This is a genomic window from Streptomyces sp. NPDC059443, from assembly GCF_042750105.1.
In the GTDB taxonomy this organism is placed as follows: Bacteria; Actinomycetota; Actinomycetes; order Streptomycetales; family Streptomycetaceae; genus Streptomyces.
In genome coordinates this window covers 110,150-135,283 of sequence record NZ_JBHYVM010000002.1, presented here as the reverse complement: position 1 = coordinate 135,283, position 25,134 = coordinate 110,150, and the positions used below count along the sequence as shown (strand labels likewise).

General features: G+C 72.2%; 23 protein-coding genes, 1 tRNA gene and 1 pseudogene. 11 read left to right on the top strand and 14 right to left on the bottom strand.

Features of this window, described 5'->3' with window-relative positions:
* Positions 1–3 precede the first annotated feature (3 nt).
* A tRNA-Pro gene (locus tag ACFXDJ_RS02230) sits at positions 4–80 on the top strand.
* 59 nt (positions 81–139) lie between these two features.
* Here ACFXDJ_RS02230 and ACFXDJ_RS02225 read toward each other — a convergent pair.
* Positions 140–520, bottom strand: a pseudogene (locus tag ACFXDJ_RS02225) (LysR family transcriptional regulator); the annotation flags it as partial.
* Positions 521–719: 199 nt separating this feature from the next.
* On the opposite strand from ACFXDJ_RS02225, the gene ACFXDJ_RS02220 reads away from it, so the two are divergent.
* The gene (locus tag ACFXDJ_RS02220) at positions 720–2,555 is read left to right on the top strand and encodes a glycoside hydrolase family 15 protein (RefSeq protein ID WP_384649817.1); all 1,836 of its coding nucleotides are present in this window, start codon (positions 720–722) and stop codon (positions 2,553–2,555) included.
* A 46-nt stretch (positions 2,556–2,601) separates the two neighbouring features.
* On the opposite strand, the gene ACFXDJ_RS02215 is transcribed toward ACFXDJ_RS02220, so the two are convergent.
* On the bottom strand, positions 2,602–3,648 hold the full coding sequence (locus ACFXDJ_RS02215) for a nuclear transport factor 2 family protein (protein WP_384649815.1): 1,047 nt from the start codon (positions 3,646–3,648) through the stop codon (positions 2,602–2,604).
* Between the two features lie 88 nt (positions 3,649–3,736).
* Between ACFXDJ_RS02215 and ACFXDJ_RS02210 the strand changes: the two genes are divergently transcribed.
* Positions 3,737–4,696 (top strand): GlxA family transcriptional regulator, encoded by a 960-nt coding sequence (locus ACFXDJ_RS02210; RefSeq protein WP_384649812.1) that lies wholly within the window; start codon positions 3,737–3,739, stop codon positions 4,694–4,696.
* 7 nt (positions 4,697–4,703) lie between these two features.
* On the opposite strand, the gene ACFXDJ_RS02205 is transcribed toward ACFXDJ_RS02210, so the two are convergent.
* The gene (locus ACFXDJ_RS02205) at positions 4,704–5,849 is read right to left on the bottom strand and encodes an FAD-dependent oxidoreductase (RefSeq protein WP_384649810.1); all 1,146 of its coding nucleotides are present in this window, start codon (positions 5,847–5,849) and stop codon (positions 4,704–4,706) included.
* Between the two features lie 146 nt (positions 5,850–5,995).
* On the opposite strand from ACFXDJ_RS02205, the gene ACFXDJ_RS02200 reads away from it, so the two are divergent.
* Together ACFXDJ_RS02200 and ACFXDJ_RS02195 are read left to right on the top strand one after the other, a co-directional pair.
* Positions 5,996–6,604 (top strand): TetR/AcrR family transcriptional regulator, encoded by a 609-nt coding sequence (locus tag ACFXDJ_RS02200; protein WP_384649808.1) that lies wholly within the window; start codon positions 5,996–5,998, stop codon positions 6,602–6,604.
* 533 nt (positions 6,605–7,137) lie between these two features.
* The gene (locus ACFXDJ_RS02195; protein WP_384649806.1) at positions 7,138–8,484 is read left to right on the top strand and encodes a hypothetical protein; all 1,347 of its coding nucleotides are present in this window, start codon (positions 7,138–7,140) and stop codon (positions 8,482–8,484) included.
* A 158-nt stretch (positions 8,485–8,642) separates the two neighbouring features.
* Here ACFXDJ_RS02195 and ACFXDJ_RS02190 read toward each other — a convergent pair whose 3' ends face one another.
* The 6 genes from ACFXDJ_RS02190 to ACFXDJ_RS02165 form a co-directional block, all read right to left on the bottom strand.
* On the bottom strand, positions 8,643–9,581 hold the full coding sequence (locus ACFXDJ_RS02190) for an alpha/beta hydrolase (protein WP_384649804.1): 939 nt from the start codon (positions 9,579–9,581) through the stop codon (positions 8,643–8,645).
* A gap of 249 nt (positions 9,582–9,830) precedes the next feature.
* Positions 9,831–10,568: a response regulator transcription factor gene (locus ACFXDJ_RS02185; protein ID WP_384649845.1), complete on the bottom strand. Its 738-nt coding sequence runs from the start codon at positions 10,566–10,568 to the stop codon at positions 9,831–9,833.
* Positions 10,569–10,591: 23 nt separating this feature from the next.
* A complete protein-coding gene (locus ACFXDJ_RS02180; RefSeq protein ID WP_384649802.1) occupies positions 10,592–13,249 on the bottom strand; it encodes an FtsX-like permease family protein in 2,658 nt (885 codons plus the stop codon).
* Positions 13,246–13,962: an ABC transporter ATP-binding protein gene (locus ACFXDJ_RS02175; protein ID WP_384649800.1), complete on the bottom strand. Its 717-nt coding sequence runs from the start codon at positions 13,960–13,962 to the stop codon at positions 13,246–13,248. The genes ACFXDJ_RS02180 and ACFXDJ_RS02175 overlap by 4 nt, the downstream gene beginning before the upstream one ends.
* Entirely contained in the window at positions 13,959–14,675 is a 717-nt protein-coding gene (locus ACFXDJ_RS02170; RefSeq protein WP_384649843.1) for an ABC transporter ATP-binding protein, read from the bottom strand. The genes ACFXDJ_RS02175 and ACFXDJ_RS02170 overlap by 4 nt, the downstream gene beginning before the upstream one ends.
* Positions 14,675–15,304 carry a hypothetical protein gene (locus tag ACFXDJ_RS02165; RefSeq protein WP_384649798.1) on the bottom strand — a complete coding sequence of 210 codons (630 nt, stop codon included), beginning with the start codon at positions 15,302–15,304 and terminating at the stop codon, positions 14,675–14,677. Before ACFXDJ_RS02165 ends, ACFXDJ_RS02170 begins: the two co-directional genes overlap by 1 nt.
* 171 nt (positions 15,305–15,475) lie before the next feature.
* On the opposite strand from ACFXDJ_RS02165, the gene ACFXDJ_RS02160 reads away from it, so the two are divergent.
* Positions 15,476–16,762: a histidine kinase dimerization/phospho-acceptor domain-containing protein gene (locus tag ACFXDJ_RS02160; RefSeq protein WP_384847516.1), complete on the top strand. Its 1,287-nt coding sequence runs from the start codon at positions 15,476–15,478 to the stop codon at positions 16,760–16,762.
* On the opposite strand, the gene ACFXDJ_RS02155 is transcribed toward ACFXDJ_RS02160, so the two are convergent.
* Positions 16,728–17,789 carry a sodium-dependent transporter gene (locus tag ACFXDJ_RS02155; protein WP_384649794.1) on the bottom strand — a complete coding sequence of 354 codons (1,062 nt, stop codon included), beginning with the start codon at positions 17,787–17,789 and terminating at the stop codon, positions 16,728–16,730. The two genes, ACFXDJ_RS02160 and ACFXDJ_RS02155, sit on opposite strands and share 35 nt — an antisense overlap.
* 326 nt (positions 17,790–18,115) lie before the next feature.
* On the opposite strand from ACFXDJ_RS02155, the gene ACFXDJ_RS02150 reads away from it, so the two are divergent.
* The 4 genes from ACFXDJ_RS02150 (at position 18,116) to ACFXDJ_RS02135 (ending at position 21,110) form a co-directional block, all read left to right on the top strand.
* Positions 18,116–18,457 carry an ArsR/SmtB family transcription factor gene (locus ACFXDJ_RS02150; protein WP_384649792.1) on the top strand — a complete coding sequence of 114 codons (342 nt, stop codon included), beginning with the start codon at positions 18,116–18,118 and terminating at the stop codon, positions 18,455–18,457.
* Between the two features lie 2 nt (positions 18,458–18,459).
* The gene (locus tag ACFXDJ_RS02145; RefSeq protein ID WP_384649841.1) at positions 18,460–20,187 is read left to right on the top strand and encodes a SulP family inorganic anion transporter; all 1,728 of its coding nucleotides are present in this window, start codon (positions 18,460–18,462) and stop codon (positions 20,185–20,187) included.
* Between the two features lie 46 nt (positions 20,188–20,233).
* A complete protein-coding gene (locus tag ACFXDJ_RS02140) occupies positions 20,234–20,659 on the top strand; it encodes an ATP-binding protein (protein ID WP_384649790.1) in 426 nt (141 codons plus the stop codon).
* 115 nt (positions 20,660–20,774) lie between these two features.
* Complete coding sequence (locus ACFXDJ_RS02135) at positions 20,775–21,110, top strand: ArsR/SmtB family transcription factor (protein WP_384649788.1); 336 nt, start codon at positions 20,775–20,777, stop codon at positions 21,108–21,110.
* A 152-nt stretch (positions 21,111–21,262) separates the two neighbouring features.
* Here ACFXDJ_RS02135 and ACFXDJ_RS02130 read toward each other — a convergent pair whose 3' ends face one another.
* Both ACFXDJ_RS02130 and ACFXDJ_RS02125 read right to left on the bottom strand, forming a co-directional pair.
* Entirely contained in the window at positions 21,263–21,421 is a 159-nt protein-coding gene (locus ACFXDJ_RS02130) for a DUF6126 family protein (protein WP_384649786.1), read from the bottom strand.
* A gap of 83 nt (positions 21,422–21,504) precedes the next feature.
* Complete coding sequence (locus ACFXDJ_RS02125; RefSeq protein ID WP_384649784.1) at positions 21,505–22,356, bottom strand: LysR family transcriptional regulator; 852 nt, start codon at positions 22,354–22,356, stop codon at positions 21,505–21,507.
* A 95-nt stretch (positions 22,357–22,451) separates the two neighbouring features.
* Here ACFXDJ_RS02125 and ACFXDJ_RS02120 point away from each other — a divergent pair, with 95 nt between their 5' ends.
* Entirely contained in the window at positions 22,452–23,183 is a 732-nt protein-coding gene (locus tag ACFXDJ_RS02120) for an SDR family oxidoreductase (RefSeq protein WP_384649782.1), read from the top strand.
* A 27-nt stretch (positions 23,184–23,210) separates the two neighbouring features.
* On the opposite strand, the gene ACFXDJ_RS02115 is transcribed toward ACFXDJ_RS02120, so the two are convergent.
* Both ACFXDJ_RS02115 and ACFXDJ_RS02110 read right to left on the bottom strand, forming a co-directional pair.
* Entirely contained in the window at positions 23,211–24,131 is a 921-nt protein-coding gene (locus tag ACFXDJ_RS02115; RefSeq protein ID WP_384649780.1) for a DMT family transporter, read from the bottom strand.
* A gap of 57 nt (positions 24,132–24,188) precedes the next feature.
* The gene (locus ACFXDJ_RS02110; protein ID WP_384649778.1) at positions 24,189–25,085 is read right to left on the bottom strand and encodes a RimK family alpha-L-glutamate ligase; all 897 of its coding nucleotides are present in this window, start codon (positions 25,083–25,085) and stop codon (positions 24,189–24,191) included.
* Positions 25,086–25,134 lie beyond the last annotated feature (49 nt).

The following is a 25,134-nucleotide window of genomic DNA, read 5'->3' as shown; positions in this document are numbered from 1 at the left end:
CATCGGGACGTGGCGCAGCTTGGTAGCGCACTTGACTGGGGGTCAAGGGGTCGCAGGTTCAAATCCTGTCGTCCCGACCATGCGGAAACGCAGGTCGGAGGCCGTTCTCTCACACATGAGAGGACGGCCTTTTGCATGCCCGGGCCGTGCGTGCGATCTCGGGGCGCTCGTCCAGGCCTGGCCACACCCCCATCAGCCGGTCCGGTCCGGACGCCGGACCGGCGATCCGCTGCTGTCCGCGCAGGTCGGCCACATCCACGAACTCCCCGCGCGCCAGCGGATGCGCCGACGGCACCGCCAGACACAGGGCGCGCACCGGAGTGGCGCCTTCGCGGCTGATGCCCGGTTCCGGCAGGCCGGACAGCTCGCGGGCGGCGGCACCGATCTCATCGAGCACGACCGTCGCGCGGCGCATCACGACCCGTCCGGCCGCGGTCAGCCGTACGCCTTCGCCGACTGCAACGAGGCCGAGGTCCTCGACCGCCGCGGTGTCCCGCTGCAAGGCGTGGCCCGCTGCGCCGTCGACCCGTCCGGCGCCCGGCGCCTGTGGAGCCGCTCCGAGGAGATGCTCGCGGCCGGCTCTCTCAGCGTCGTGCTCCCCGCCAGAGCGTCGAGCTCTTGTACCGGAGCTCCAGCTTTCGGCGCGACACCGGGACTCGTCTAGCATGGGGAGCGAGGTGTCATCTCCAGGCCCGGGCCGCAGCGGCAGGGAGGCCGGTATGGCGTTCGGCACGAGTGGTTTCGAGCAGGCGGACGGCCGTCGTTACATCCCGATCTCCGAGCACGGACTGATCGGCGATCTTCGTACGACGGCCCTGGTCGGCACGGACGGCACCATCGACTGGTACTGCTGCCCGCGCTTCGATGCGCCCAGCGTCTTCGGGGCCATCCTCGACGCCGACCGGGGCGGGTCGTTCCAGTTGGCCGCAGAGGTCCCGACCCGCACCAGGCAGTTCTACTTCCCCGACACGAACGTGCTGATCACGCGGTTCTTCGCCGCGGACGGGGTGGCGGAGATCCAGGACTTCATGCCCGTCGTGGACGACTCGCGCGAGGCGGCCCGGCACCGGCTGATCCGGCGGGTGCTCTGCGTCCGCGGAACCCTCCCGTTCAGGGCGCGGATCGCCCCACGCTTCGGCTACGGCGCCGAAGCGCACACCACGCACCTCGAAGGCCGCACGGCGGTGTTCCGCTCCCCGTCACTGACGCTCGCGCTGACCTCCACCGCACCCCTGGAAACCGACGGTCTGGACGTCTGGTCGCACTTCAAGCTGCTCGAAGGCGAGTCCAACGTCTTCGCCCTCGATCAGATCGGCGACGACACCCCGCCCCGGGCGTGCCCGCGCGCCGAGGCGCAGGAGCAGGCCGACGCGACCGTCCGGTTCTGGCGCCACTGGCTGGCCGGCTCCCGCTACCACGGGCGGTGGCGGGAGACGGTGAACCGCTCCGCGCTGGTGCTGAAGCTCCTCACCTACGCGCCGACCGGTGCGATCGTCGCCGCACCCACCACCAGCCTGCCCGAGCAGATCGGCGGCGAGCGCAACTGGGACTACCGCTACGTCTGGGTCCGTGACGCCGCCTTCTGCGTCTACGCGATGCTGCGCCTGGGGTTCACCTCGGAGGCCGAGGCGTTCATGGGGTTCATCTCCGAGCGGGGCATCCTGCGGGGCACGGGGGAGGGCGGCCCGTTGCAGATCATGTACGGCATCGACGGGCGTACCGAGCTGCCCGAATACGAGCTTGCGCACCTGGAGGGATACCTAGGCTCCGCACCGGTGCGGGTGGGCAACGCCGCCACCGGCCAGCTCCAGCTGGACATCTACGGTGCGCTGATCGACTCGATCTACCTCTACGACAAGTGGGGGCAGCCGATCAGCAGTGACCGCTGGGACGAGGTCGGTGCCGTGGTGGACTGGCTGTGCGAGCACTGGGACCAGCCCGACGAGGGGGTGTGGGAGACCAGGGGCGGCCGGCGGAACTTCGTGTACTCGCGGCTGATGTGCTGGGTGGCGCTGGAGCGCGCGATGCGCATGGCGAACCGCCGCGGTCTGCCGGCGGACCTGCCCCGCTGGCGGGAGTCCCGGGACGCGATCTACCGGCAGATCATGCGGCGCGGCTGGTCCGCCGAGCGGGGGGCGTTCGTCCAGGGACTGGACGGCGACGTGCTGGACGCCTCGCTGCTGATGATGCCGATGGCCAAGTTCATCTCGCCCACCGACCCCAAGTGGCTCTCCACCCTGGACGCGCTCACCTCGGACCTGGTCTCCGACTCGCTGGTCTACCGCTACGACCCGACCGCCAGCCCGGACGGCCTCCACGGCCCGGAGGGCACCTTCTCGATCTGCTCCTTCTGGTACGTGGAGGCGCTCGCCCGCGCGGGCCGGCTGGAGGAGGCCCGGCTCGCCTTCGAGAAGATGCTCACCTACGGCAACCACCTCGGCCTGTTCGCGGAGGAGATCGGCCCGACGGGCGAACAACTGGGCAACTTTCCCCAGGCCTTCACCCACCTCTCGCTGATCAGCGCCGCCTTCAACCTCGACCGCGCGCTGGGCTGACGCACCATCACCGCCGGGATGGCGGTGACCGCTCTGGGTGACCGCCCTAGCTGAAGAAAGGGTCGTCCACCACGTGGGCCCAGCCGCCGTCCGGCCGGCGCCGGAGGACCTCCGTGGTGGTGGAAACGACCGGCTCGGGGCCGACACCGGTGAGGGTGGCGGTGTTCGATACCAGGGCGATGTCGTCCACCTGCCGGATGTCGCGCAGTTCGAGCTTGAGACGGGCACCCGTGTCGATCAGCTGTTGCAGGCCCTTCCGGATGGGCGCGGTGCCCACCAGGTGGGTTCCAGGGGTGGGGACGAAGTGGGCGTTCGGCTCGTACAGCGACACCAGGCCCTCGATGTCACCCGCCTCCAGGTACTCCGTGAACATGACCCCCACCTGCTCGGGCGTCTCGGCGCGGCGCCGGGCCGCTGCGCCGACGGGCTTGTCGCCCCAGCCCGCCGTGGCGATCAGGTCGTACCAGTCGGGGTGGGCGCCGTAGGGCAGGTGGTGGCGGAGCAGGGTGCCGGGGAAGGTCAGCGGGGAAGCCTTGTGGGGCTTGGTCAGGGCCTGGGTGACGATCGCGTCGCTGAGCGCGTAGGCCAGGTCCATGCGGGGGAGCAGGGCGTGCACCTCGTCGGCGAGGCCGGGCGGAAGGTCCTCGCGCCGGATTCCGAGGATGTCGGTGCCGATGCCGGCCTGCGCCAGCGCCACCTCCGTGCCCTTCCGGGCGGCGATGCCGTCCGAGGTGTGCAGGGCGATGGCGTCCCAGACGATGGCGACGCGCCGTTCCTCGACGCCGCGTTCGCGGAGGAACGAGGCTGCGGTGTCGGCGCCGTCGACTTCGAACCGCTGGTCGCCGTTGCCCTCCTCGCTGACCCCGATGTCGTGCAGGACGCAGCTGAGGAACAGCAGTTCGTCGTCGTAGTCGGTGCTGGCGTTCAAGCCCTGGTTCTGGGCGTGGGCCCGGGCGAACACGTAGCTGCGCACGCTGTGATGGAGGACGAAGTCCGCCGTGGCCCCGGCCACGTAGGTGTAGGCGTCCCGGGTGAGGCCCGTGTCGGGGAGGCGGAGCTGCTCGAAGACGGGCGGGGGTGCGTCAGTGGTCATGAGGCGACCGTAGGCGCGATCTCGGTGAAGGAGTCAGTGGCGTGAATGCCATCCAGCGATAGGATCGTGCCATCGCTCGGGAGGTGGGATGCCAGACGGAAAGCACCACGTGGTCGTGCTGGCTCTTGAGAACGTCCTCGCACTCGACATCGGGATCCCGTTGCAGGTCTTCGGGAGCTGGCCGGACGGGCCCTACGCGCTGACGGTGTGTGCGGAACGGCCCGGGCTCGTCGCGATGCACGGCGGCCCCGCCTTGTCCGTGGCCGACGGGCTGGACGCCCTGGATACGGCGGACACCGTGATGGTCCCGGGATACCTGGATCCCGGCACGCCTTCCGGCGCGGTCAGCGCCGCGCTCGCGGGGGCGGCGGCTCGGGGCAGCCGCATGGCGTCCATCTGCCTGGGCGCGTTCGCCCTTGCTGCCGCCGGCCTGCTCGACGGCCGACGGGCCACCACGCACTGGCAGTTCGCGGCAACACTGGCGAAGCAGTACCCACAGGTGACCGTGCGGCCGGAGGCTCTGTACCTCGACGAAGGCCAGGTGCTGACCTCCGGCGGCGTCACCGCCGGCCTCGACCTGTGCCTGCACCTCATCCGCCGCGATCACGGCGCCCGACTGGCGAACCAGCGGGCGCGTCTGCTGGTCACGGCGCCTCAACGCGGAGGCGGCCAGGCGCCGTTCATGGACCTGCCGGTGACCCCCGACCCGGACGACGGACCGGCGCCGGTGTACGAGTGGGCCCTGCGCAACCTGCACGAGCCGCTCACCGTAGACCGGTTGGCGAGCCGCGCCGGGATGTCGCGCCGCACCCTCATCCGCCGCTTCCACGCCGACACCGGCCGACCGCCCATGCGTTGGCTGCTCGACGCAAGGCTCCGCCTCGCACGGGAGCTCCTGGAATCGAGCGACCTGACGGTGGAGGCGGTCGCCCGGCGCTGCGGCCTGGGCACACCGGCCAACTTCCGGACCCTGTTCAAAGCCCACGTCGGAGTACCGCCCCGCGCGTATCGCGAGACATTCAACTCGGCCTCGCCGGGCAAGGCTTGATTTCCAGTCACGGGCGGGAGGGGGCGTCGTCGCCGGAGTCGGGCATGCCGGCGGACAGCAGGTGCTCGGCGCCGCCTTCGAGGATCTCGGCCGTCCCGGTGGAACGGGGGAGCATGGTCTTCTCGTAGGTGCGGACGGCGTCGTCAATGGTGGCGGAGTCGGCCAGGGCGAGGGCGAGTTCGCAGGCGTCGAGCATGGCGAGGTTGACGCCGACGCCGAGCGGGGGCATGAGGTGGGCGGCGTCGCCGAGCAGGGTCACGGTCGGGTTGTGTTCCCAGGTGTGCGGGACGGGGAGGGCGAAGATCGGGCGGTCGACGTAGGGGCCGTCGTTGTCGGTGATCATCCGGCGCATGCGGGGCGACCACTGGGCGTACTCGTCGAGGAGCAGGGCGCGGATGGCGTCGGTGTCGTCGGCGGTCAGGCCGCTGCGGCTGATCCAGTCGACCGGGGTGCGCTGGATGAGGTAGACGCGGATGTGGTCGTCGCTGTTGCGCTGGGCGAACAGGCCGCGGTCGCCGTCGGCTGCATGGGCGCTGCCGGGGCCGACCAGTTCGGCAATGTCCGGGTGGCGGTTCTCGACGTCGGTGAATCGCGCCTCCAGGAAGCTCACTCCGGTGTACTTGGGGGCGGCGGGGGACACGGCCGGCCGGACCCGGGAGAAGGCGCCGTCGGCGCCGATGACCAAATCGGCCTCGATGGTCGTGCCGTCGGTGAAGTGCAGCCGCCTCGGCCCGTCGGCGGGCCCGCTGATCGTGTCGAGGGCGTGTCCCCAGCGCACGGTTCCCGGTCGCAGGGAGTCGAGCAGCAGGCCGCGTAGCTGGCCGCGGTCGATTTCCGGCTTGAAGAGCTCGTCGGCCGCCGGGACCGTGTGGGAGGTCATCGTGCCGGTCGGGTCCATCTGGCGCATCTCCTGCCCTTCGGGGCGGGCCAGTTCGAAGAACTCGTCGAGCAGGCCGGCCTCGCGCAGGGCGATCTGGCCGTTGTCTGCGTGCAGGTCCAGGGTGCCGCCCTGGTTGCGGGCGTCGGGGCCCGGGTCGCGGTCGTAGACGCTGACCGCGATGCCGCGCCGTTGAAGGATGCGTGCGCACGTCAGCCCGCCGGGTCCGGCGCCGATGATGCCGATCCTGGCCTGGGAGGGTGCTACGGAGTTCATGGTGATCCCTTCTCCGGTGCCCGATCTCGGTCTGCGGCCCCGGTGTCGCGGACCCGTCAGGCGCCGCTCAGATTATTGCACCGACTACAAAAATACAACGATTCAAATTATCGACCGATCTCAAAGCGCCGGGTAGGGTTGTGGCCATGGCAGAGACGATCGACCGTGCGGGAACGGGTGGGCTGCGCGAACGAAAGAAGGCCGCCACCCGCCAGGCGATCGCCGACACGGCGCTGCGGCTCTTCCTGGAACGCGGCTACGAGCAGGTGGGCGTCCGCGAGGTCGCCGAGGGCGCCGACGTGTCGGTGTCGACCCTGTTCAACTACTTCCCCCAAGGCAAAGAGGCCCTGGTCTTCGACGAGGACGCCCGCAACGAGGCTGCGCTGGTCCGCGCGGTCACCGACCGGCCACCGGGCCAGACGGTCCCCGACGCGCTGCGCGCCCACCTCACCGGCTTCGTCGACTCGGCCCACGCGCGCGATCCCCGCTTCGCCGACTTCCAGCGGCTCATCCGCGAGACCCCGGCCCTGCGCGAGTACTCCCGCACGATGTGGATGCGCCACGAACACGCCCTGGCCCGCGCCCTCGCCGACCAGACCGGCCGGCCGCACGACGACCTCATCTGCGCCGCCTACGCCCGGTTCATCCTGGAAAGCCTCGCGTTCGCCGGCTCCTGCCCCGATCCCGTCGCCGCCATCGACCAGGCCTGTCTCCTGCTGGACCAGGGCTGGACGGCCACCGTCGCCCGACCCTGACCCCCGGCCCGCCATCACGCGTGGGCCGGGAGACGCGCTTGCGGTGGCCCTGGGCGAGGTCGCGCGCCGGCTGGCAGGCCGCGGCGCCGGGATGCTGTGCACGGCCCGGGAGGGAGCGGAAGGGTTCTTCGACCACAGCGGACTGCCCGTCCACGACGTGGGTCCCCTGAGCGACGCCGCGGCCGAGGACCTGCTGGTCCAGCGTTTCCCGGCGCTCGCACCGCGGGTACGGCGTCGCCTGATGGCCGAGGCGCCTGCTGCTCCTGGCCGCGCTGGACGGCACCGGCGACCTGCGCGTCCTGCGGCGTGCCACCTCCGGTCGCCGGCGGCGGGATCTACGCGATGTCCGAGCGGATCGGAGCGCAGACCGTCGAAGTGGCCGCCAGTGGCTGAACCCACCGCGATGCGGCTCGCGGCAGCGCCCGCCGATCGGCCCGCCACAGCCGGTCGGCGGGCGCCGTAGCAGTCAAGGTGGGGGGTGTGGGTTTGACGGTCAGGATGCGTTCAGGTTCCTGATGGCACAGTCGGGCGGCATGACCTATGAAACGTCTGAAAGTCCTGTGGCTCCAGGGGCGGGCGCCCGGCTGGGAGACCAGCAGCGCGTCGGCGGGCAGCCGGCCGGGGCGGACTCCCGCCGCCGCTCCTCCGAGAGGGGGCGGACCCCTGCCAGGCAGATGCTGAACAAGGTTCCCGAGGTGACGATCTGGTTCTGGATCATCAAGATCCTGTGCACCACGGTCGGCGAGAGCTTCGCCGACTGGATCAACATGAACCTCGGGGTCGGCCTGACCAACACCGCATTGATCTTCACGGGTGCTCTGGCAGCCGTCCTGGCCTGGCAGCTCCGCGCCGAACGCTACATCCCGTTCGTGTACTGGCTCACCGTCGTGGTGGTGAGCGTCACCGGCACCCTCTACACCGATATCCTCACTGACAGCCAGGGAGTGCCCCTCGCCCTGAGCAGCAGCGTGTTCGCCGGCGTCCTCGCCGTGGTCTTCGGAATCTGGTACGTGCGAGAGCGGACCCTGTCGGTCCACAGCATCACCACCCGTCCCCGCGAGCTCTTCTACTGGCTCGCGGTCCTGGTCACCTTCGCTCTCGGCACCGCCACCGGCGACTGGACCCTGGAGCTGACCGGCTGGACCGCGGGCGTCTCGGTGCTCCTGCCGCTCGGGCTGATCGTCGCGATCGTCGTGGGCTGGCGCATCGGCGCCAACGCCGTGCTCTCCTTCTGGCTGGCCTACATCCTCACGCGCCCGCTCGGAGCCAACCTCGGCGACTGGTTCGGATCCCCCGGCGCCGACGGCGGCCTGGGCCTCGGCACCGCGGTGACCAGCGTGATCTTCCTGGCCGCCATCCTCGCCACGGTCGTGTACCTCACGTTCAGCCGGAGCGATGTCATCGAGGCCCAGGAGCTGACCGGCACCCCGCCGGCGCTGAACGCGGCGCGCGAGCGGGGCATGCTCGTCTACTACGCCGTCGTGGCGGTCGCAGCCGCAGCGCTTCTCGTCTGGGCGAACCAGCAGCCACACGCGACAGCGGCCGGTGAAGCGGACGGCCCTGCGCCGGTGACCACCGACCTCACGCCGCAGGAGGCGACGTCGCCGTTCCCGCCGGCGGAGATCGCGAAGTTCCGCACCATCACCGCCGACACCCTGGCGAAGGTCAACTCGGGTGATCAGCGAGCCGCGACCAGCCGGGTGCGCGACCTGGAGACCGCGTGGGACGACGGCCAGTCCACCCTTGAGCCCAAGAGTGAAAAGGCATGGAGCTTCCTCGACGGCGAGATCGACCGGGTACTGAAGGCGGTGCGCGCCCACAACCCCGACAAGGCCGCCGAGGTGGACGCGCTCGACGCGCTCCTCAGCTCGCTCGGCTGACCGACCGGGACGACGGACTGCGGCCGCATCCGGACCGGACGGGTCTACTGATCCGACCGCATCGGTGCATGGGCTTCAGCCAGGTGGAAGCAGCCCTGTGACGGTGGCCGTGCCGGCCCACCAGTCCGGTTGATCGGGTGCGTGCCAGAGGAGGCGGCCTATCGGAGGCGCGCTTTGAATTCTTTGATCATTTCGGCGACCGCCGTCTCCGCGGCCGGAGAGACGGCGAACATGTTCAAGAAGCCGTGGACCAGCCCGGCGTAGTTGCGGACGAAGACGTCGACCCCGGCGTCCTTCAGCGCGTTGGCATAGGCCAGCCCCTCGTCGCGGAGCGGGTCGTACGCGGCGGTGCCGATGACGGCGGGGGCGACGCCCGCGTGGCTCGCCGCGCGCAGGGGCGAGGCCCGGAAGTCCTCGCCCGCCGCGCGGGCGCCGCCGAGGAGGAGGTCGGTGAGGTCGCGGAGGTCCTCGCGCGTGAGCAGGTAGCCTTCCGCGTTCTCCTCGTAGGAGGGGTATTCCCGGCCGCTGCGGTCCGTCGCGGGGTAGACGAGGAGTTGGCCGGCGAGCTGCTGCCCCTCGTCGCGGAAGGCGAGGGCTACGGAGGCCGCCAGGGCCGCGCCGGCGCTGTCGCCCGCGACGGCCAGCCGGTCGCGCCGGCCGCCGTGGTCACCGATGTGGTCGGCCACCCAGCGCGCTGCGGCGAGGCAGTCGTCGAATGCCGCTGGGAACGGGTTCTCGGGGAGCCGCCGGTAGTGCACGGCGACCACGACGGCTCCGAGGTCGTGGCAGAGCCGGCGGGTGACGTGGTCGTGGGTGTCGAGGTCTCCCACCATCCATCCGCCACCGTGGAAGAAGACGACCGTCGGGGCGGGTCTGTCGTCGGCGGGCCGGTAGACCCGCACCGGAACGGGACCGGCGGGTCCCGGAAGCGTGTCGTCCACCACCGACCCGACTTCGACCGGTGTCTTCGGCGCCACCATCGCGTTCGAAAGGCGCTCCCCTTCCCGCAGCACCACGGGATCGGCATCGGCGATGCGCCCCCTCGGAGTGGCGTTGACACCCTTGAGGAGGTCGGCGATGGGCGGGTCCAGGGGCATGGTGAAGGCCTTCCGGGGGCGACTTCGGCAGGTTCCGTGTCCCGATCGGCTGGAGTCGGCCCGACGCCACGGCGATCTCGGCGGAGCGGGACCCCGTTGCCGAAACGAACGAACAGCTCTCGCGTCAAGGACACACCCTCCGGCCGGGCAGCAGGAGGAGGCGCGCGCTGAGCGGGCTCGCTGATGGTTGCAGCCCCGGCACCAGCGGCCCCGGAGCGCGGGCCCTTTGGAACGTCGGCGCGGATCCGGTCAGCCGTGGGCCCCTTCGAGGCGGTATCCGTAGCCGCGCAGGGTGGTGATGTGGGGAGGTGCGACGGGCGGTCGCGCGTCGGTGGCGGCCTGCTGGAGGCGGCGCCGGAGTGCTGCGAGGGTGACGTCAAGGGTCTTGGTCGGACCGAACCAGTTCTCGTCCCACACCTGCGCCATGAGGTCCTCGCGCGACACGGCGGTTCCCGCGTGCCGGGCCAGTACGGCGAGCAGGTCGAACTCCTTTGGGCGCAAGGCGACTTCAGTGTCGCCGAGCAGGCATCTGCGGGCCTGGGAGTCCAGGGTGAGGTTCCCGATCCGGTACGGCGTCTCCCGGTCGTCGTGACCGGTCGGGAGGCGGCGCAGGTGGGCGCGGAGCCGGGCCAGCAGTACGGACAGGGTGAACGGTTTGACGAGGTAGTCGTCGGCCCCCGCGTCGAGCCCGGCGATGACGTCGATCTCGTCGGTGCGGGCCGTCAGGATGACGAGCAGCAGCCCGGGGTGGCGGCTGCGCAGTTCACGGGCGATGTCGATGCCGTCGGCGTCGGGCAGGCCGAGGTCGAGCAGGACTACGTCCGGGGGTGTGGCGCGGGCGGCGGCGAGGCCCCCGTTGCCGGTGCGGCACCAGGTGGTGGCGTATCCCTGGGCCCGCATCCCGGTGTAGAGGTGCCGTCCGATGGTGTCGTCGTCCTCGATGACGAGGAGGACGGGGGCGGGGCTGCGGTCCTGGCGCGCGGGCATGGTCAGCAGCGTAGGCGTACGCGTCACAGTTCACGCAGTTCCTCGACCGGCGGCCGGGAGGAGCGCCGGGCGGCGTTGAGGGCGGCGCCCGTGAGGGCTGCGACGGTGGCAGCGGTGGTGAGGACGAGGTAGGCCCAGGGGACGGCGATGGAGGCCGGCGGCGGGTCGAAGACGCCGGTGAGGACCGTGACGAGCATCCGGGACAGGGACCAGCCGATGAGCGCGCCGCCGGCGAGCCCTCCGGCCGTCAGCGCTGCCGCTTCGGTGAGGACGAGTCCGCGCAGTTGGCGGCGGGTGGCGCCGAGCACGGTGGCGATGGCGAAGGTGCGCCGCCGTTCCGCCAGGCCGAGGGCCAGGACGATTCCGCCGGACGCGGCCGCCAGCAGGACGGCGAAGCCCAGTTCGATCCGGGTGAGTCCGGCCAGATCCACGGCGGTGAGGCTGGAGCCCACGGTGGAGCGGGTCTGGGTGAGGTCGCTGACCGTGGCGGTGGTGCCCAGCTGTCGGCGGAGTACGGCCGCGGTGTCGGCCTGGTGCGCGCCGCCGGTGTCGATGAGGAAGGCGCCTACGGCGTCGTTGCCCGTGCTGCGCGCCACGTAGTCGGCGTTGGCGACGAGGAAGCTGTCCTTGGGCGCGGTGGGGAACTCCTTGACGATGCCCGCGTAGTGGAAGGGCACGGTCCGCAGCGCATGGGTGCGGCTGTCCTGGAGTCGAAGGTTGACGGTGTCTCCCGGGGCGAGGCGGAAGTCCTTGACGGTCTCCTCACTGACCAGGAGGGCATCGGGGCGCGCGGCAAGGCGGGCCATCAGGGAGCGGGCGGTGCCGCCGGCGAAGTAGGCGTCCTGGAGCGAGGTGGCGGCGCCGATCGTGGCGGGCCGTACGCCGTACAGGTCCTGGAGGTCGGCCCCGACGTACGCGAAGCGGTGTTGGAGGGGTTCTACGTGTCGTACGCCGGCCACGTTCAGTGCCGCGGCGGCGCCGGGGCCGACGTGGGCGCCGGGGGACTGGGTGACGGTGACGTCGGCGCCGTTGGAGAGCCGGGCGTCGACTTCCGCCTGCTGGCGGTAGGTGGAGTTGAAGACGGCGGTGGAGGCGGCGAAGGACAGGGCGAGCGCGAGCAGAACGATCGCGCGGGCGAGTGGCCGGCGCCCGCGCGACATGCTCGCCGCCGTGGTTCCGGCGAGCGTGCCGGTCAAGGGGCGGGCGAGGCGGGCCAGGAGCGGCCTGCCGTGGGCCAGGGCCAGGTAGGCGAGGCGCCACAGCAGCAGCGCGCCGCCGAGCCACAGCAGGGCGGGGCCCAGGAACGCCCAGTAGGACACCGAGATGCTGGGTACGCCCTCGGGGGCCAGTACGAGGGCGTACTGGTTGCCGCTCGCGGCCTTGAACACCAGCAGGGAGACGGTGAGGAGGACGAGGTCCACGCCGTAGCGCATCCATCGGGGGGACCGGGCGCGGCCGACTTCGCGGCGGGCGCCGGTGACCGTACTCAGGCGCAGGTCGCGCAGCGCGGGCAGCACGACCGCCGCTGCGGCCACCACGAGCCCCAGGACCAGGGCGAAGGCGGACCAGGCGACCGTGGAGGCGGTGCTCGCACCGAACGAGGCGGTGCCGAAGGCGGCCCGCCCGGCGAGTGCGGCGATGCCCACGCCGAGCAGTCCCCCGCCGACGCCGACCGTGGCGGCCTCCGCACCGGCCAGTGCGGCTATCTGGCCGGCCCGTAGACCGCGAGTGCGCAGGAGGGCCTGTTCCCGGCGCCTGCGGTCGGCGCCCGCCCCTGCCACCGCGGCGGTCAGCAGGGCGGCGAGGATCGCCCCGGGGACGCCGAGGAACAGGAAGAGGACCTGGGCGTAGAGGGCGTCCTTGCGGGCGGCGTCGAGCGCGGCGCCGAGGTTGTTCCCGACGACGGCTCCGCCGGAGGTGCGGGCCTCCAGGTTGCGGGCGGCGGCGGTGACCGCGGTGTAGGCGGCAGCGGGGTCGTGGGGCAGGGGTGCGTCGCGGGCGATGTGGATCTGGGTGGTGACGGCGGACGGGTCCACGGCGGCGACCGGTGTGGTCAGGCGGGCGAAGACGGCCTCGGGCAGGAGGATGACGTTGTCGGGCGGAGCGGTGGGCTGGGTCTGCGGCGGGGCGCCGACCTTCTGGAACAGGGAGTCGGCCTGCGGGATGTCCACGATCCCCGCGACGGTGACGGGGGCGGGCCCGGTGCCCGGCAGGCCGATGGTGACGGTGTCTCCGGGTGCCACGTGCAGGTTGGCCGCGGTCTGCTGGGCCAGGAGCACCCCGGTGGCCGCGCCGGTCAGCGGGCGGACGACGCCCGGGAAGGTCCGTTGGTAGCCGTCGGGGAGGCCGAGGACGACACCCGGTCCGGTGCTTTGGGTGCTGCCCGCCCCGGTGGCCTGGAAGCCGGTGCTGCGCGCGAAGCCGACGGGTTCGGCACCGCGTACGCCGGCGGCGGCGCGGACCTCGGACAGGACCGTGCCCGGGTCGGCGCCCGGCTGGACCTCGGCCTGCCAGGCGACGGCGACCGAACGCACGGCGCGGGCCGTCATCGTGGACTTCGAGGCGGTGAGGAAGGAGCCCAGGGCGGCGACGAGCGCGACGGCGAGGGCGATGCCCGCGGCGGTGGCGCCGAGGCGTCCGGTACGGTGCCGCAGCAGCCCCGACACCCACGAGGTGATCATGGCCTGGTCCCTTCGGGGGCAGCCGCCGGTACGTCCCGGGGCGGGTGGGTACCGGTCCGCAGGCGGCCGTCGCGCATGGACCACCGCTGCGTCAGCCGCCGGGCGACGGTGGGGTCGTGGGTGGTGACGACGAGCGCGGCGCCGAGTGCGTCGGCGGTGGCGAGGAGCACATCGACGACGTGCCGCCCGGTGGCCCGGTCGAGTTGCCCGGTGGGTTCGTCCGCGAGGATCAGCCGGGGTGCGGCAGCCAGCACCCGGGCGACGGCCACCCGCTGGGCCTGGCCCCCGGACAGCTCTTCCGGCAGCTTGTCCGCGAGGCCCGTGGCGACGACGAGGGCGAGAGCGTCAAGGGCGCGCCGCCGTGCCGATTCCTCCCGGTGACCGGCCAGGACCAGCGGCAGCGCGGTGTTCTCCACGACGTTCAGGGCGGGGATCAGGCTGGGTCCCTGGAAGACGACTCCCACCTGGTCCGGTGCCGGCCCCCCGGCCAGCCCAGGCCAGGTGACCCGGCCGGTGGTGGGCTCTTCGAGGGCGGCCAGCAGGTGCAGCAGGGTGGACTTGCCGGAGCCCGAGGGCCCGGTGATCGCGATGCGGTCACCGGTGCGGACCTCGCAGGTGGCGCCGTGGACCGCGACGACGGCCGCGGCCCCGGCGCCGTAGGTACGGGCCGCGCCTTGGCAGCGTACGAGGACGTTGGGACTGGGGCCGGTCACCGCCGACTCCGTCCGTCGCGCAGGGTGATGACACGGTCGGCGGTCCTGACGACTTCGGTGCTGTGGGTGACGAGCAGCACTCCGGCGCCGGCGTGCGCCCGTTCGCGGAGCAGTTCGAGGATCCGCTGCTCGGTGGTCCCGTCGAGCTCGCCGGTCGGCTCGTCGGCGAGCAGGAGGTCCGGGTCGTTGGCGAGGGCGACGGCCAGTCCGGCGCGGGCGAGTTCACCACCGGCCAGTTCGCGCGGAAGCGCCCGGCCCCTGCCGGGCAGGCCGACCCGGTCGAGGAGCGCGGAGGCGTCGAAACCGCGGTTTCCGGGTGTGCGGGCCGCGGATCGTGCGAGACGGATGTTGGCACGGAGGTCGAGGTGGGGGAGGAGGTTCCCGGACTGGAACAGGACACCGATCCGGCGGGCACGGACGCGCGCCCGTTCTGCCTCGGGGCGGTGGCTGATCCGCTCGCCGCCCACGTGCACGACTCCGCCGTCCGGTTCGTCCAGTCCGGCCAGGCAGGCCAGCAGCGTGGACTTGCCCGAGCCGGAGGGGCCGGTGACGGCGACGGTCTCCCCGCGCCGCACCCGAAGGGAGACCCCGCGCAGTGCGAGGGTCTCCTCCTCGCCCGCGCGGTAGAACCGGTACAGGTCGCACGCGGTGAGCACGTCGGCTCCGGCTCCCGTCCCGGCTCCGGATACCGCCCGGGTCCCGGCCGCGTCCATCACTGCCACCGCAGCGAGTCGGTGACGGTCCGCCAGGGGTCGACGTTGTCCGCCCCGACCGGCCCGGACAGGGTGAGGACCGCCTCATGTCCGTTCTTGAAGAAGGCGTAGCGCTCGAAGGAGTCGCGGACGGCCTTGCCGGTCACGGAGTCGGCGGGACCGTCTCCCTGGTAGGTGAGCAGGACGGCCGGGCCCGCGGGGCGGGAGACCGTGGAGAGCACGCCCACGGTGAAGCCGGGTACCTGCCTGCGGAGCGCCGGTACGACGGCCGCGTTCACGCTCTGGGGTGTGGGGGCGGCGGTGGCGGGGCCGCCGGCGATCTCGATCCGGTTCAGCTTGTCCGTGAAGCTGACGCCGCCGTCGGCCGAGTCCGTACGGGACCACCCTTCGGGAACCTTCACGGTGAAGCCTCCCCGGTCGGACCGGTAGGCGACGTAGGCCTGGTTGTCGGGGATGTCGCCTGCCGGGTTCGACTCGGCCGGGGCCGGGGCCGGGGCCGGGGCCGGGGCGGTGACCGTGACGGCCGTCCGGGGAGCGGCGGACTCGGCGGAGGTGCCGCAGCCGGTCAGGGCGGCGCCTGCCATCACGAGGGCGACCAGGGGGAGGGGCAGGGCGTGGGTGAGTCGCATGATCCTCGCGTCCTTCGCAGGAAGTCGGACTGCTCTGGCCACGACGCTAGGAGGGGGCCGGTTAGCGTCCGGCCCGCGCACGCTGAGAGGACGGTAAAACCCGCCGTCGGCTCGCGAAGCCGCGGCCGTGGGGTCGCGGCGGTGGGGCCGCGCGGCCCCATGATGGGCGCTATGAGAGCGCGCGTGGTCCGCGTGGCCCTGGTGGCCGCGGCTGTGGCCCTCCTCCTGCTGGCCGTGCCGCTGGCCGTGGCGGTCCGCTTCACGTTCGTCGCCGACGAGAACGGCGAGCTGGAGCGGGACGCCATGGCCACCGTCGTACGGGTCGGGCCCGATTTCGCCGCCGGAGACCCGGTGGAACTGCCCGGCGGGCGGGGCGAAACGCAGCGGGGGGTCTACGACGCCACCGGCAGGCTGCGCTCCGGAGCGGGCCCGGCCACCGGCGGCGACGCCGTCCGGGAGGCGCTGGCCGGCGGCGTCGCCCGGAAGCGGGCCGGAGGCGAACTCGTCATCGCGGTCCCCGTCTCCAGCGGCGAGCGCGTCATCGGGGCCGTGCGCGCCTCCACGAGTGCCCGAACCGTGTGGAACAGGGTGCTGTGGGCCTGGGCCGCCCTGCTCGGCCTCTGCCTGCTGGCGCTCGGCGCGGCCGTCATCGTGGCCCGCAGACAGGCTTCCGTGCTCAGCTCCCCGCTGGAGGCCCTCGCCCGTACCTCACTCGCCATCGCCGACGGAGACCTGACGGCGCGCGCCGATCACAGCACGATCGCCGAGATCGACGAGGTGGCCCGCGCCCACAACGCGATGGTCGAGCGCCTGGCACGCCTCCTGGAACAACAACGGCACTTCACCGCCAACGCCTCCCACCAACTGCGCACCCCGCTGACCGGACTGCAACTGGGGCTGGAAGCCGCCCTGGCAGATCCCGGCGCCGACGCACGCGCCGCCCTCGCCGAGGCGGCGGAGAAGACACGACACCTCGACCACACCATCGACGAGTTGCTGCGGCTGGCCACGTCGGACGCCTCGATGTCGCTGCCGTCCCCGGCGCAGGAGGTCGGCGAGCTGCTGGAGGCGGCCGAGCGCCGGTGGCACGGCGTCCTCGCCCGGGACGGCCGCCGGCTGGACGTGCTCTGGGAACCGGAGCCGGGAAAGCTGCCGGTACCCGGCCGCACCACCGACCAGATCCTCGACGTCCTGTTCGACAACGCCCACCGCCATGGTGGGGGAACCGTCACGGTGACCCTGCGCGACCTGGGAACGGCTCTCGCGGTGGATGTCGCCGACGAGGGAACCGCCGCCCTGGAGTCCCGGGTGATCTTCGAACGCGGCATCGGGGAGGGGTCGGGCATCGGGCTGGCCCTGGCACGGGAGTTGGCCGCAGCCGCCGGAGCCCGCCTCGCACTGTCCGGGACCGCCCCTACCCGTTTCACCCTGCTGCTGCCGCTGGACGGGGGTAGGTGATCCGGTTCGCGGCGAGCTTCTGCAGCAGGCTGAAGGCAAGGACGGGCAGCAGGATCTGCGGCCGGTCCGGCATCGCGGTGGTGATGAGGACGGCGCCCGCGCTGCTGTTGCTCATACCGCAGGCCAGTGTGACGGACATACCGGCGGGTGTACCCAGACGCAGGGCGCGGGCGCACCAGCGGCCCCATCCGAAGGACAGGAAGCAGACGGCCGTGGCGGTCCCCGCCGCCGCGAGGAGAAGCAGTGGCCGGGGGTGGGTCCAGAACTGGCCCAGTGCGCCGCTGGCGTTGACGTAGGTGAGCAGCAGAGCGGCGAGCGCGGCCGTGAGCGCGGCCGCCGGCAGCACGGTGCGCTCCGCGCGTCGGGGCAGCAGGAGGCGGCAGCCGATGCCGGCGGCGCACGGCAGCAGGACTCCGGTGAGCGCGAATCCGCTGCCCGTGCCGTCCGCGGCGGCGGCCAGGGGCTGCGCGTACTCGGCGCTGAGCAACGGGGTCAGGGCGCTGATCGTGACCGGCACGGTGAAGGGGCTGACCAGGGCGGACGCGAGGACCAGGCCCAGTATGGCCGGTTCGTCACCTCGGCCTCCGCTCGTCCACACGGTGGCTCCGGCGGCCACCGGCATGGCGAGCGTCAGGATCATCGCGGCGACCATGCCACTGCCGCCGTCGGAGTCGGGGGAGCCGCGCAGGACCACGGCGATGACGGGGATGATCAGCAGGGGCGCGGCCAGGTGGAGGGCCAGGCCGGCCAGCAGGACCCGGGGCCGGCACAGCATCCGGATCAGGGCCTGGGGGCAGGCCCGTAATCCGGCCGCGAACAGGACGGCGGCGAGCAGGAACTGGGTGACGTTGAAGCCCGTGCGCAGCTGTTCGCCGAGGGCCGCCGTGTGGCCGTGGCGCAGCCACAGGCCCGGGGCCGGCAGGGCCACGGCTGCGGCATAGGCGGCGCAGGAGGCCCAGCCGAGTCGTCTGCGCAGGAACCCGAGCGGCCTGGAAAGGGCAGGTCCGGGTGGGGGAGCGGTCTCCATGGCGGCGAGCGTAGGACGTGCTCCGTCCCGCGAAGGGCCTGCCGGGCCGGACCGGGCGACGTGCTCAGGATGTGTTCAGGCTGGCATCCCCGGGGATCACCGTCCGGGCCCGGGTCGCCGTGGTGATGTGGGGCCTCGCCGACGGGGGTTGCGGCGAGGCCCACGCAGGAACCGTACATCCGTAGCCGGCTGCGAACCGCAGAATCATCGAATTGCAGAAGTCTGCAATTTCATAGATGCTGTGGGCGTTGTGTCCGTAGGCAGCCACGGGCACGGCACCGAGCCGTTCGCCCCGGAACCCGGGGTGGTGAGAAGGGTGCGAGGCCATGCCGGTTCCGCTGTACCAGGCGAAGGCCGAGTTCTTCCGGATGCTCGGGCACCCCGTACGGATAAGGGTTCTGGAGCTGCTGCAGGACGGGCCGATGCCGGTACGGGAGCTGCTGGCCGCGATCGAGGTCGAGCCCTCCGCGCTGTCGCAGCAGCTCGCGGTGTTGCGCCGCTCGGGGATCGTCACCTCGGTACGAGACGGCTCGACCGTGGTCTACGAGCTGGCGGGCGGGGACGTCGCGCAGCTGATGCGCGCGGCGCGGCGGATCCTTACCGAGGTCCTGACCGGGCAGAGCGAGCTGCTGGAGGAACTGCGCGATTCCGAGGTCCCGGCCTCGTGAACGTGAACACCGCGCTGACGGCGGTGCTCGCCCGGGTGCGCTCGGTGCTGCCCTCCCGGGCCGACTACGCGGTCATGGTCCGCAGCCCGCGCCGGGACCTCCTGGCCGGGCTCACGGTGGCGATCGTCGCGCTCCCCCTCGCGCTCGGGTTCGGGGTTTCCTCCGGGTTGGGCGCGGAGGCGGGGCTGGCCACCGCCGTGGTCGCGGGCGCGCTCGCCGCTCTGTTGGGCGGGTCGAACCTCCAGGTGTCCGGCCCGACCGGTGCCATGACGGTGGTCCTGGTGCCGATCGTCGCCCAGTACGGGCCCGGCGGCGTCCTCACCGTCGGCCTGATGGCCGGTGTGCTCCTGATCGGTCTCGCCCTGCTGCGGGCCGGCCGGTACATGCGCCATGTACCGGCGCCGGTGGTGGAGGGGTTCACCCTCGGGATCGCGTGCGTGATCGGCCTCCAGCAGATGCCCAACGCGCTCGGGGTCGACAAGCCGGAGGGGGAGAAGGTCCTGCTCGTGGCCTGGCGGGCGCTCGTGGAGTTCGCGGCCTTCCCGAACTGGACGGCGATCGGCCTGTCGGTGGGTGTCGCGGCGGTGATGCTGGCCGGGGCCCGGTGGAAGCCGGCGATCCCGTTCTCGATCGTCGCGGTCATCGCCGCGACCGTGATCGCGCAGCTCTTCCGCCTCGACGCCGCGGCCCCGATCGGTGACCTGCCCTCCGGGCTCCCCGCCCCTTCGCTCGCCTTCCTCGACCCCTCCGCCTTCGGCTCGCTGCTGGCCCCGGCGGTCGCCGTCGCGGCGCTCGCCGCGCTGGAGTCCCTGCTGTCCGCGACCGTGGCGGACGGGATGACGGTGGGGCAGAAGCACGACCCGGACAAGGAACTGTTCGGGCAGGGCGTTGCCAACCTCGCGGCCCCGCTCTTCGGCGGAGTCCCCGCCACCGCCGCGATCGCCCGCACGGCGGTCAACGTCCGCACCGGAGCCTCCTCCCGGCTGGCCGCGCTCACCCATGCCGCGGTACTCGCGGTGATCGTGTTCGCGGCCGCACCCCTCGTCTCGAAGATCCCCCTCGCCGCCCTGGCCGGGGTGCTGTTGGCGACGGCGATCCGGATGGTGGAGGTCGGCTCGCTGCGCGCCATGGCGAAGGCGACCCGCTCCGATGCCGTCGTCCTCGTCCTGACAGCGGCAGCCACCCTGATCCTCGACCTCGTGTACGCGGTGATCATCGGCCTCGTCGTCGCGGGCGCCCTCGCCTTGAAGGCGGTGGCGAGCCAGGCCCGGATGGAGCAGGTCGACTTCCGCCCGGACCTGCCGGGCGAGCACAGCGACGAGGAACACGCCCTGCTGGCCGAGCACATCGTGGCCTACCGCATGGACGGCCCTCTCTTCTTCGCCGGAGCCCACCGCTTCCTCCTCGAACTCTCCGAGGTCGCCGAGGTGAAGGTGGTCATCCTGCGCATGGCGAGGGTGACCACCCTGGACGCCACCGGCGCCCTCGTCCTGAAGGACGCGGTGGAGAAGCTGAACCGGCGCGGCATCGCCGTGATGACCTCCGGTATCCGGCCCGGCCAGCGCCAGGCCCTGGACGCGGTCGGCGCGCTGGAGCTGCTGCGCCCGCAAGGCCGCGAGTACGCCACCACCCCGGAGGCGATCGCCGGGGCCCGCGAGCACCTGGAGCAGGCGGGCCTGCTGCCCCGTACGCACCACCGACCGCACCGCACCCGGAAGGCCGCACGATGACCGTCCCCGCTGTCCGCCCCGACCCCTCTGTTCAGGGGGCGGGCCGGTGAGCGTCCAGCTTGAGGCGATGCCCTACCGGCACGTGCTGGACGTACCGGCCATGGGCTCGGCCGTGCGCATCGCCCGGGAGACCGCCGAGCTGGTCCTCGTGGAGTGCGGGGTGGGGCTTCGCCATCCGAGTGTGGGCCCGGCGCTGCTGATCCTGGCCGAGCTGGTCACCAACGCCGTCCGTCACGCCGCCGTCCTGTCTCCGATCATCACGGTGACTTACGCGCGCGGGCCGCGGGCCTTCGCGTTCGCCGTCCATGACCGCCACCCCTATCAGCCCGCCCTGTTCGCTGCGCTCGCCACCGCCCCGGGCAGCGGTCTGGCCATGGTGATGGCGATGACGATGGAGCTGGGCGGGACCGCCGTCGTGCGGCAGGCCGCGGACGGCCGCGGCAAGGCCGTCTGGATCACCCTTCCCCTGTGATGTTGCAGGGATCTGCAATTGTGGAGGTCACAAGGTGTGAAGAGGGCGAACGGATGCCCCTCCGAAGGAACGGTTCCGGGTGGATGAGATGGGCAGTCAAGGCAGGGGTACCCAGGTGAGCGCGCCGCTGTACCAGCTGAAGGCGGAGTTCTTCAAAACGCTGGGGCACCCGGTACGCATCCGCGTCCTGGAACTCCTGTCCGTACGCGAGCACGCGGTCGCCGAGATGCTCCCCGAGGTCGGGGTGGAGGCCGCGAGCCTGTCCCAGCAACTGGCCGTCCTGCGCAAGGCCAACCTGGTCGTCACCCGCCGCGAGGGCTCCAACGTCTACTACAGCCTCACCCACCCCCAGATCGCCGAGCTCCTGCGGGTCGCCCGCGGCATCCTCTCCGGCGTTCTGGAAGGTCAGGCGGAACTGCTGGCCGACCTCCGCGCCACCAGCAACACCTAGGCCGTCTCTTCAGCGGCGCAGGCCCGACCCGGTCCGCGCCCCACATACGGCGGCCGCCTTCCGTTAGTGCGGGTTCACCTGCGCTTCTGACACCGGAAGGCGGCCGCTCCCTGATCCATCTGACCAGTGTTCGCGACACCGCCGCAGTAGTTTCACTTCTGGGCGTGGCGGCCCAGGTAGAACAGCAGCCAGATGAACCCGGCGAAGACGTGCGTGCCGAAGATGTAGAAGAAGGCCCGCAGGGCGACGCCCTTCTCCTTCCACTTCTCCCGGTCCGCCGCGGTGCTCTTCTCGGGCGGGTCGTCCGTCACGATGTGTCTTCCTTTGAATTGCATAACTCTGCAAGTCTAGCCGGTGTGGGTCCGGCCCGAGGGGCCGATCAGTGCGGGGGGAACTACCGGAGACGTGTCGCAGTGTGGACGAGGTCGGCGACGGCCGTGGACCGACTGTGCGGTGGCCAGGCGATCACGGTGGTGACTTTCGGCGCGTCCAGCACGGGCACGGCGGCGAGGTCATCGGACAGTTGGGCTCGGCACGACTCCGGTGAGACCGCGCAAGCCCGGCCGAGCGCGACGAGCTGCAACAACTGCGCGTGGTCGCGGACCCGCGGGCCGGGGCCGGGCGGGTAGGTGCCGTCGGGGGCGGGCCAACGCGGCAGGGGCAGGCCCGGCAGCCCGGTGATGTCGGCCATGTGCACGTGGGCCCGGACGGTGAGCGGATGCCCGGCCGGCAGGACCACGACCTGGCCCTCCGTGCTGAGTTCTTCGGTGTGGAACCCGGCCGTCGAGTCGAACGGCCGGTGCAGCAGCGCCACGTCGGCCCGGCCCTCGCGCAGAAGTCGTTCCTGCTCGGCCGGGCCGCACAGGATGACGTCGACGGCGACCGCGCCGGTTTCGGCGGCGTACGCGTCGAGCAGTTTCGCGAGCAGTTCGCGGGACGCGCTGGCTTTCGTCACCAGGACCAGGCCGGGACGGCCGGTCGCGGAAAGGGCCGTGCGGCGGGTCCGGCGCTCGGCGGCGTCGACCGCGTCGAGGGCGGCCCGGCCCTCGGCCAGCAGTACCGAGCCGGCCTCGGTCAGCGTGACGGTGCGGCTGGTCCGATCCAGCAGCGTTGCGCCGAGCCGGCGTTCGAGCTGCTGGATCGCCCGTGACAGGGGCGGCTGCGCGATCCCGAGCCGCTGCGCAGCCCGCCCGAAGTGCAGCTCTTCAGCGACGGCGACGAAGTAGCGCAGTTCCCGGGTCTCCATGCGGCCACGCTACCCCGGATCAATACCCGGACGGTATCGTTGCCCACCCGATCGGTCTTGGACCCCCGCTGGGGTCCGAGGGCAGCATGGTCCCCATGAGTGAACGAACGATTGCGCTGGTCACCGGCGCGAACAAGGGCATCGGCTACGAGATCGCCGCGGGCCTGGGCGCCCTCGGCTGGAGCGTCGGCGTCGGCGCACGCGACGATCAGCGCCGCAAGGCCGCGGTGGAGAGACTGCGCGCGGCCGGCGTCGATGCGTTCGGCGTACCGCTGGACGTGACCGACGACGCGAGCGCGACCGCCGCCGCACGGTTGATCGAGGAACAGGCCGGACGCCTCGACGTGCTCGTCAACAACGCCGGCATCGCCGGCGGCATGCCGCAGGAGCCCACCCGGGTCGATCCCGCCACCATCCGGACGGTCGTGGAGACCAACGTGATCGGCGTCATCCGCGTCACCAACGCGATGATGCCGCTGCTGCGCCGCTCTGCTTCACCGCGGATCGTGAACATGTCCAGCAGTGTCGGCTCCCTCACGCGGCAGTCGGGAACCGCCGCTGAGCAGACGGCGGGTCCGGTGGCTGTGGCGTACTCGCCGTCGAAGACGTTCCTGAACGCCGTCACCCTCCAGTACGCCCGGGAGCTGAGCGGCACGAACATCCTGATCAACGCCGGCTGCCCCGGCTACGTCGCGACCGACCTCAACGGCTTCCGCGGCGTGCGCACCCCCGAACAGGGCGCGGCGATCGCCGTCCAACTCGCGACCCTGCCCGACGACGGCCCGACCGGCCAGTTCTTCGACGACGCCGGCGTAGTGCCCTGGTGATGTGCGCGGCGGTCATCACCCGCAGGGTCAGGAGGTTCGGGCGCGTTGGGTGACGACGATGCAGCCGAGCACGATCGCGGCGGTGAGCGGGACGGCGGGGCTGAGGTGTTCGCCGAGCAGGAGCACGGCCCACAGCAGCGTCAGGAGCGGCTGGGCGAGTTGCAACTGGCTCGCCCTGGCCACACCGATCAGGCCCATGCCCTTGTACCAGACGACGAATCCGCCGAACTGGGAGATGGCGGTGATGTAGGCCATGCCGATGACGGCCTTCGCGGTGAGGTGTACGGGCTCGTGCGGGAGCGCCACCGCGGCCACGGCCAGGTTGACGGGGGCCGCGAGCACCACGCCCCAGGCGATGACGTGCCAGCCGGGCATCCGCGCCGACAGCCGCCCGCCCTCGGCGTAGCCGGCCGCGCAGACCAGCAGGGCGGCGAAGAGGTACAGGTCGGCGACGGTCGGCGCGCCGTGGTTCTGCGCCAGGGTGAAGGTGATGACGGCGGCGGCCCCGGTGGCGGCCGCGGCCCAGAACACCTTCGAGGGGTGGCGCCGGGTGCGCAGGGCGGAGATGGTCGCCGTGGCCATGGGCAGTGCCCCGATGACGACCGCGGAGTGCGCCGTGGAGGAGGTTTGGAGGGCGAGCGTGGTCAGGAGCGGGAAGCCGATCGCGCATCCGACGGCGACCACGGCGAGGGCGGGCCAGTCCTTGCGGGCCGGTATCGGCACGCGGGTGAGCAGCAGCGCCGCGAGCGCGATGACGGCGGCCAGTACGCCGCGGACCCCGACAGCGGACCAGGGGCCGAACCCGTCCAGCGCCCAGGCGGTTCCGGGGAAGCTGAAGGAGAAGCCCAGTATGCCGAGCGCGGCGAAGACGGTGCCGTTGGTGCGTTTCGGTGACGGTGACGGTGACGGTGTGCGCACGGGGGCGGCAGTGGGGGCTTTGACGTCCATGGCTGACAACCTTCTTTGGTCGGTCGGAAGAGTGATCGGGTGATTGGCGCAGCGGGGTCAGCGCAGCCGGGCGGCGACGGCCCGGGCGAGCCGCAGGGCGCCGTCCTCGCTGAACGGCAGGCTCAGCGAGGGCTCGCAGAGCTCCATCTCCAGCACCACGGGCCGGCCGTCGCTGCCGCGGATCAGGTCGACGCGGCCGTAGAGCAGCGGCCGGTCCAGGCCGAGTCGCGCGGCCGCCGCTTCGAGGACGGCCGAGGCGACGGCGCGTTCGTCGGCGTCCGCGGAGCGCGCGGTGCGGCTGTCGAGCGTCGGGACGTTCACCGTCCCGTCGGGCATGAGCAGCGCGCTCTTGCGGATGGCGTGGCTGTACACGCCGTCGAAGTAGATCAGGTCGGTCTCGCCGTCCCGGTCCACGGCCTCCAGGTAGGGCTGCAGGATGAGGTGGCACCCCTCGTCGAGCATGTCGGCGACGTACCGGGCCGCCGCCTCCGCCATCGGCCGGGCGTAGCGCTGGACGCCCTTGGAGTAGGCGCCGACGGTCGGCTTGACCACGATCTCCTCGACCTGCGGATGGGCGGCGAGGAACTCCCGTACCGCCGACAGCGGGTCCGTACCGGGTTCGACGAACCTGCTCGGTACGACCGGCACCCCGTACGCGGCGAGATCGGCCAGGTAGTACTTGTCGAGGCTCCAGCGCACCGCCGACAGCGGGTTGAACAGGTGTGTCGCGGCCGAGACCCGCTCGCACCAGGCGACGAAGGCCGGCAGCCGGTCCACGTACGTCCACGGCGAGCGCAGCAGTACGGCGTCGAAGCGCGGCCAGTCGACGGCCGGGTCCTGCCAGTCGCACACTTCGACGGCGAGTCCGATCTCCGCGCAGGCTTCGAGCAGCAGCGGCATGTCGTGGTCGATGGGGAGGCTGGCAGCATCCGTGACCAGGGCAACGGTGCCCATGGCGGGCTTCCTTTCGGTGGGGCCGGACGTGCCGGTCCCGGTATCGGTG